Origin of the sequence: Halorhodospira sp. M38, assembly GCF_022227985.1 — a bacterium.
GTDB classification, from domain to species: Bacteria; Pseudomonadota; Gammaproteobacteria; order Nitrococcales; family Halorhodospiraceae; genus Halorhodospira; species Halorhodospira halophila_A.
The window spans coordinates 1-5836 of sequence record NZ_JAJNQP010000044.1 but is presented as its reverse complement, the minus strand read 5'-3'; the positions used below and the strand labels follow the sequence as shown (position 1 = coordinate 5836).

Genomic DNA, 5836 nt, shown 5'->3' with positions numbered 1-5836 from the left:
ACTGTGCCTTCTCGCTCACCCCGGCGGGGGTGAGCCGATAGAGGTAGCGGCGCTTGTCCGGCGCGCTGGAGAAGTTCTGCGCCTTCACCCAGCCGCGGCTGATCACGGCGCGGACGGCGAAGGTGTTCAGCTTGTGAGCGACGACTCCATCACACGCGGTGGGGGGCGGGGCAATCTCCAAGTCCTGCGTCTGCTGGATTACAACCCCTGGCCTTAAGCGCGTGGGGCGGAAGCCCTTGCTACTGGGCGCTGTGCTTCAGATGCATGGTCGGAATCATCACTCGGGGCAAACGCATGCGGTCACACTGGCTGACCACGTACTCACGCCAGAAAGGCCACACATGGTAGCTCGCGTTACGGGCAGCAAAGGCGTTGAGTGCGTCTTCCCCGGGATCTTCCGCTGTACGGTATTCGGCTACGAGAGTCGCTTCGACAGACGCCAGTACATAAGGCTGATCTGTATCCCCCTCATTAGCGGCGTCCGTGTTTTCTTCGACCTGGACAAGGCGCATGCCGAGGTCAATATAGACGCGGTAGAGGTAGGGCGCGTGCTGCTGTCCGTCCGTGACTTCTGCAAACGTTGCTCGAGCCACTACGTGCTTGTGCTGGGCCCCGATGAGCTCGACATCCGAAAACTTCGGATCGAAATCCTTGGCCATCCATGCGTATGACTGATGCATCCAGACATCCTGGATGTTCAGGACGGCCTTGGCACGCTCCAGTGCCTGATCAGCGGTCATCCCGTGTTACCCCAGTGGGCCTCCATCTGCATGGTGTTATCCCGCACAACGCGGAGCTGCGGATTACCGGGACTGCGTTGAGCATTCCCTGCAACGGCGATGCTTTCATCGCTGAAGGCGGTGTACTGAGGAAGGAAGGCAGCCGCCGGCGTAAGCACGCCACGGACGCCGACGTAAACGCCAAGCGCACCGGCGATGAGCTGGTTCAGGCTCACATTCTCCTTTTCGGCCGCCTCTGCCAGTTCGCGGTGCAGGTTGCGTGGTACCCGTACGGTGATGCGGCCACTGTACTCGTCGTTCACCATGGCGGGCGCCGGCATGCGCTTGCCCTGTTCAGCGAGCGCTTCGGCCGTCGTCGCGATGGTGTCGATCGCGAGCTCGTAGGCTTCCTGGAACGTATCAGCGTACTCCGCGACGTCCGGCAGCTCGCGCACTCGGGCTTCAAAGCACGGGCCATCCTCTTCATGCACCTGCCGTACGGTGATGTTGTAGTCATGAGGATTCATTGCTACTCGCCTCCCAGATAGTCGCTCAGCGACTGGTAGTGGTTTCTCAGCGTCGCCCGGACCTTGCGAACGTAAGGCGGCTTGATTTCAGGATTCTTTCCGTGCCCGCACGTGTAGGAGGTGGAGTAAAACCCCTCCAAGTGCGGATGGGTCACGATCTTGTGTCCCTGCTTCTTGCCATCGCGGACTTCAAAGCCCAGTGATTCAAGGTGGCGGCGCATGTCGTCACACCGCAGGGACGCACCGGCCGCCTCAAGTACCTGTATGACTTCATCCAGTCTACGTGACGTCATATATGGTGTCACATCCAGTGTGTCGCAAGGGCCCAGGCTGGGAGGGCCCAGGGGCTCTCTCGCTACCGAATGGCTCGCACCTCGCCCCGATAGCCAATGCCGGCGGCGCTACGGCGTCGGCGGTGTCGAGGGCGCGGCGGGGTCCTCCGGCTCGTCCCTGACCTCGTCGGCGGCCGGCTCGCCGCCGGGCTCGGCGGCCTCCACCTCCGCGCGCAGCGCCTCGATCTCCGCCATCAGCTGCTCGTGCTCGGCGCGCTTGCGCTGCAGGTGGCGGTAGGCCAACTGTGCCTTCTCGCTCACCCCGGCCGGGGTGAGCCGGTAGAGGTAGCGGCGCTTATCCGGCGCGTTGGAGAAGTTCTGCGCCTTCACCCAGCCGCGGCTGATCACGGCGCGGACGGCGTAGTTCGTCTTGCCGACGGACAAGCCGAGCTCGCGGGCGATCTGGCGCTGGCTGAGGTTGGGGTTTTGATCCAGCAGGCGCAGGACCTGCAGGTGGAGCTCTTCGGAATCCATGCGCTGGCGTTTCCGTGAGGGGCGTAGGGGGCCGGGGTAGGGCGTTTGGGCACGCTACCGCCGGGACGGTGACGCCTGAGGAAGGCCCGTCCGGCGAGGGATGTTCAGGTTGTGAGCGGTCATGAAATCACAGGTGCAGCGAGGGGGCAACCGCGTTCTCCGGACCTCAGAGGAACTCCGCAAAGACCGTCTGAAGCGCCCGCAGGTCGTCCAGCAGGTCCAGGCGTTGTGCCTCGAGGCGCTCCGGCGGCCCGGCGAGGCCCAGGTCGACGTCACTGTCTGCCCGAGCTTGCCCCGTCGCGTGGGACCCGAATAGGAAGGCGGCCTGCACGTCCGGGAAGGCTGCCAGGACGGGCTGGACGGCCTGCTGGATGGCCTCGATGCGATCTTGTGTCATGACGTCATGTTAACGCGCAGTGCGCATGGCTGCCTGTCCGCCGGGCTTAGTGTGGTATCCGGTGGACGTGCAGGCCGGGGACTTTCTCGAAGTCGCCATCCCCCGTGACGAACGCGCCCCTCGGGTCCACCGTAAGCAGGCAAGCTGCCTGGATCGCATCGGGTGTGCGCAGCCTGTATTGGGCGCGCAGCTCCGTAGCCCTGTCCAGCACGGCGGTGTCCAGCGCTATCACCGAGAGCCCCGGGTCGTCGAGGAAGCCATCCAGTCGCTCCAATGCTTGCGTGTCGGATTCTCGCAGCGGGCGCACCCGGCACTCCAGCCGGCTCAAGGCTGAGGCCATCAGCACCGGCGGTTCGTCAGAGCCGCGTTCCAGTCCCCCAAGCACCTGCCGGGTGGCGTCCCGGGTCTGCCTGTCTCCCTCCAGCAGATAGATGATGGCGCTGGCGTCCAGAAAAACACGCATTAATCGCGCCAGCCTTCGCGCTCTGATTGCAGCTCACGGTCCAGCTCCGCACGGTTGCGCGCTGCGCCGTATGCCTCGTCATCCCCTAGCAGGCGATCCCATAGCCTTTGCCGGGCCTGGGTACCCTCCGACAAGCGCTGGTAAGACTCCTCGCTCAGGATCACGTAGCGGGGCCGGTTGCGCTGGATGACGTGCACCGGCCCGTTCTTCAATGCCTGATCCACCGCGCTGATGCCACGGCGCTTGATCTCTTGTGCGGAAATGACGTTCTCCATCAGTGCGACCTCGGGTACTTGATTTAGTATCCATTTTAGCACCGAAATCGAGCAGGGAGGCTCTGGATCTTAGCTCCCGGGGTCGCGGACGGCCCGGGTTACGCCCAACCCCGCTCTTTTGTGATCGCAATCAGGCTGTCCGTCACCTGTGCCAGCACCGGCACGTACGCGTGCCCTCGCTGCAGGGCATCGGCAAGGACCGCCGGGTCCTCGATGTACTCATGCACCATCTGGTTGCGCAGTTTGCGGACCGCGAACCAGTCGTCGCTGGAAGGAATCCAGCCGAACCGTTCGGCACGATCCAAGTTATCGAGGGCAGGACCTACGCGCTCGCCGAGCGCGCGCAGCAGCGCCGGGATCAGCTTGTCACCAAGTGTGTCCTGGAGCCGGCCGAAGCGCGCCACGAAGGCGTCAACCCGCTCAGCCTCTTGCGGGTGATCCTCCAAGGCGCGCGCTCGCTCCGTCGTGAACGGTGCCTCGAACAGCCGCTGATCGGTTGCGAGCAGGTGCCTGCGCTCGCGTTCAGCGATCCGGGTCAGAAACTGAAGGCGCGCCTCTTCTGCCTGCTCGTGGTTCAAAGCTCGACTCCTTGCTCCTCAGCAATCCGGTGGATGGCGCTCACCTCAAGGTTTGGGGCCTTCAGGATGACATCCACCGATCGGCCTTCCAGCGCGCGGCTGATCTGTGCTTCAAGCCGGGCCGCTAGCCAGATCGCATCGTCGACCGGCTCGGGGAGGGTAACGAGCAGATCGACGTCGCCGCCCCGCGCGTCATCGAAAACCCGCGATCCGAAGAGGTGCACGCGTGCTGTGCCGCCGGTCATTTGCTCGACAGCACGATGAATGGCCATGATTTGCTCTTGGGTTAGTCGCATTCCCGGGCCTCAGAGGGGCTCCGCAAAGACCGTCTGCAACTGCATGGCGCCATGTTAACGCGCAGTGCGCATGGCTGCCTGTCCGTCGGAGGCGTTGGCGCCCACTCAAGCACGCTTGAGCCGGCCCTCGCGCGTGCGCCTTAGCGCAGACCCTCCAGCATCTGCGTCTGCATCAGCTCGCCCAGCCGGCCGAGGCGCTCCACCGGGATCCCCTCGAGCTGGACGTCCAGGTCCTGAAGGACCTGGATCAGCTGGCTGTCGAGGCTGTTCTGGAGCACCAGGGCCATTCCCTGATCGCCCATGTGCAGCTGCACGCCGTCGGTGGTCGTGAACCGGAAGGCCTCCGCCATCTCCTGGGCGGCGCGGCGGGCGCCGGCGCGGTCGCCGAGGCGCAGGGTGATCGGGTCCAGTCCGATGCTACCGCGGGTCTCACCGTTGACCGCCACGGCGTGCTCGAAGCCGAAGCGCACCAGGACGCCGTCGCTGTTGGTCCAGCCGCCGCGCCACTGCTCCAACTCGGCCGAGGGGACCCGCGCCAGGCCGTCCCACGGGTCGTGGGGCGGTTCGCCGGCCGTAACGGGGCTGATCAGGGCGAGGCCCAGCGCCAGGCCCAGGGCCCAGCCGGTGCGGTGAACGAGGCGTGCGGCCATGACCATCACCACGCTCCTGGGCGGCGTAGGTTGCCGGTGAAGTCGCTCAGCCCCTGGTGCTCGCGGGCGTGCTCGAAGGGTAGGCGGGTCTGTACGGCCCAGGCGCGGTCCGGGTTGAAGCTCGACTGGGCGAGCTCGTGGCGGTCGCGGACGATCAGCATCGGGCCGCGGCGCAGCTGCTCGAAGGTTTCTTTGCTGTAGGTGCGCAGGCCCATGGCCGGGTCGCCGACCAGCACCTGGCCGTCGCGGATGCCCTTGATCACCACGAAGTGCAGGTAGCCGCCGGTATCGATGAGCACGATGCAGGGGATGCGTAGCTCGGCCACCTGCGCCAGGGGGGGGTTGAAGCCGTCGGCGCGGTAGCCCAGCTCGGCCAGGTAGCGCTGCATGTCGAGCATCGAGAAGCCCTCGGTGCGCACCAGCTCCTGGTCCGCCGCCGCGAACATGCCGGCGAAGACCTCGGGCTCGTCCTTTGCATGGTCGTAGTGGTAGCTGAGCAGGGTGGCCACCGCCGCCGAGCCGCAGCTGTAGTCCAGGGCCTGGCGGACCACGCCGCGGAAGCGCACCGACTGCAGGCTCTCCACCTGGACGTGGTGGCCGCCGCCGAGCTGCTGGATCGGCAGCCCCGCCGCGTGGGCCGGGGCCGGCGCGGCCAGGGCCAGGCAGGCCAGGGCGCCGAGGGTGGCCAGTGCCGTGGCGCGGCGGCTCATGGGGTGACCGTCACGTTGATGTTGGTGGCTTCCTGGATGATCACGTGGTGACCGGAGTTCTGGATGATCGTGGTCAGCCCGTGATTGTCGCGCAGGGCGCCGTCCTGAATGATGTTCATGCCGCTGGGGCTTGATTCCACGACGTTGCCGAGGACCGTGCCCTGTTCCGAGATGGTGCTGGCCTGGTAACGGAAGGTGTCCGCCATGCCGCGGTGCTCGTCCAGTGCCGCGGCGGCCACCGGCGTGCCGAGCAGTTGTTCGAAGGCGAGGGCGTCGGCTGCCGCGAGCCCAGGCAGGGCCGCCAGCGCTGCGCCGAGGGTGAGCGCCGGTGCCCAGACTTTGGTCCGCCCGCTACGCCGTTGTTTGATCTCGTTCATGAAGGATGCTCCCGATGCGGTGCGGCCCCGGGGGGCGG

The 5836-nt window shown here is 65.9% G+C and carries 12 protein-coding genes and 1 pseudogene; all 13 read right to left on the bottom strand.

Features of this window, described 5'->3' with window-relative positions; translation table 11 throughout:
- Window positions 1-181 (bottom strand): annotated as a pseudogene (locus LRA98_RS12400) (hypothetical protein); the annotation flags it as partial.
- 58 nt (window positions 182-239) lie between these two features.
- Entirely contained in the window at window positions 240-740 is a 501-nt protein-coding gene (locus LRA98_RS12395; RefSeq protein WP_238634206.1) for a hypothetical protein, read from the bottom strand.
- Window positions 737-1246, bottom strand: coding sequence for a toxin-antitoxin system HicB family antitoxin (locus LRA98_RS12390; RefSeq protein ID WP_238634205.1), 510 nt, complete (start codon window positions 1244-1246; stop codon window positions 737-739). Before LRA98_RS12390 ends, LRA98_RS12395 begins: the two co-directional genes overlap by 4 nt.
- A gap of 2 nt (window positions 1247-1248) precedes the next feature.
- A complete protein-coding gene (locus LRA98_RS12385; RefSeq protein WP_238634204.1) occupies window positions 1249-1539 on the bottom strand; it encodes a type II toxin-antitoxin system HicA family toxin in 291 nt (96 codons plus the stop codon).
- 108 nt (window positions 1540-1647) lie between these two features.
- Window positions 1648-2052: a MarR family EPS-associated transcriptional regulator gene (locus LRA98_RS12380; protein WP_238634203.1), complete on the bottom strand. Its 405-nt coding sequence runs from the start codon at window positions 2050-2052 to the stop codon at window positions 1648-1650.
- Window positions 2053-2218: 166 nt separating this feature from the next.
- Window positions 2219-2449 (bottom strand): nucleotidyltransferase domain-containing protein, encoded by a 231-nt coding sequence (locus LRA98_RS12375; protein WP_238634202.1) that lies wholly within the window; start codon window positions 2447-2449, stop codon window positions 2219-2221.
- 46 nt (window positions 2450-2495) lie between these two features.
- Window positions 2496-2912 (bottom strand): type II toxin-antitoxin system VapC family toxin, encoded by a 417-nt coding sequence (locus LRA98_RS12370; protein WP_201169082.1) that lies wholly within the window; start codon window positions 2910-2912, stop codon window positions 2496-2498.
- On the bottom strand, window positions 2912-3187 hold the full coding sequence (locus LRA98_RS12365; protein ID WP_201169079.1) for a type II toxin-antitoxin system Phd/YefM family antitoxin: 276 nt from the start codon (window positions 3185-3187) through the stop codon (window positions 2912-2914). The genes LRA98_RS12370 and LRA98_RS12365 overlap by 1 nt, the downstream gene beginning before the upstream one ends.
- Window positions 3188-3285: 98 nt before the next feature.
- Entirely contained in the window at window positions 3286-3765 is a 480-nt protein-coding gene (locus LRA98_RS12360) for a hypothetical protein (RefSeq protein ID WP_201169077.1), read from the bottom strand.
- Window positions 3762-4037 (bottom strand): nucleotidyltransferase domain-containing protein, encoded by a 276-nt coding sequence (locus LRA98_RS12355; protein WP_238634201.1) that lies wholly within the window; start codon window positions 4035-4037, stop codon window positions 3762-3764. The genes LRA98_RS12360 and LRA98_RS12355 overlap by 4 nt, the downstream gene beginning before the upstream one ends.
- A gap of 164 nt (window positions 4038-4201) precedes the next feature.
- Complete coding sequence (locus LRA98_RS12350) at window positions 4202-4711, bottom strand: hypothetical protein (RefSeq protein ID WP_238634200.1); 510 nt, start codon at window positions 4709-4711, stop codon at window positions 4202-4204.
- Window positions 4712-4716: 5 nt separating this feature from the next.
- Window positions 4717-5421 (bottom strand): C39 family peptidase, encoded by a 705-nt coding sequence (locus tag LRA98_RS12345; RefSeq protein ID WP_238634199.1) that lies wholly within the window; start codon window positions 5419-5421, stop codon window positions 4717-4719.
- Entirely contained in the window at window positions 5418-5798 is a 381-nt protein-coding gene (locus LRA98_RS12340) for a hypothetical protein (protein ID WP_238634198.1), read from the bottom strand. Before LRA98_RS12340 ends, LRA98_RS12345 begins: the two co-directional genes overlap by 4 nt.
- Between the last annotated feature and the right edge of the window lie 38 nt (window positions 5799-5836).